This window comes from Hyphomonas sp. UBA3601, from assembly GCF_002375605.1.
Classification (GTDB): Bacteria; Pseudomonadota; Alphaproteobacteria; order Caulobacterales; family Hyphomonadaceae; genus Hyphomonas.
On record NZ_DFME01000086.1, the window covers coordinates 19,854 to 20,131 of the forward strand.

The 278-nt window shown below is 67.3% G+C and carries 1 protein-coding gene; it reads right to left on the minus strand.

What is annotated here, in order from left to right; translation table 11 throughout:
• Window positions 1-278, minus strand: a 278-nt coding sequence (locus tag B4F73_RS08885) for a M20/M25/M40 family metallo-hydrolase (RefSeq protein WP_290483043.1), incomplete at both ends; no start/stop codon positions are given.

Here is a 278-nt window from a genome sequence, read left to right on the forward strand (position 1 = left end):
GACGTGTTGGCTGCCGCTGAGTTCCGGTCGCCAGGATGCCAGTGCATGGCAATGTCGACATCGTTGAAGAGGCCCGCGCGGACCATGTAGACCTTGCCAGAGCCCCCCTCTTCTGCGGGCGTCCCATAAACGCGGATGCGACCCGGCGTGCCGGTGTCTTCCAGCCAGTGGCGGATCGCGACCGCCGCAGAGACAGAGCCCGCGCCGAACAGGTTGTGGCCACAGGCGTGGCCTGCGCCCTTGCCGTCGACTTCTTCGCGATCCGGTGAGGCCGCCTG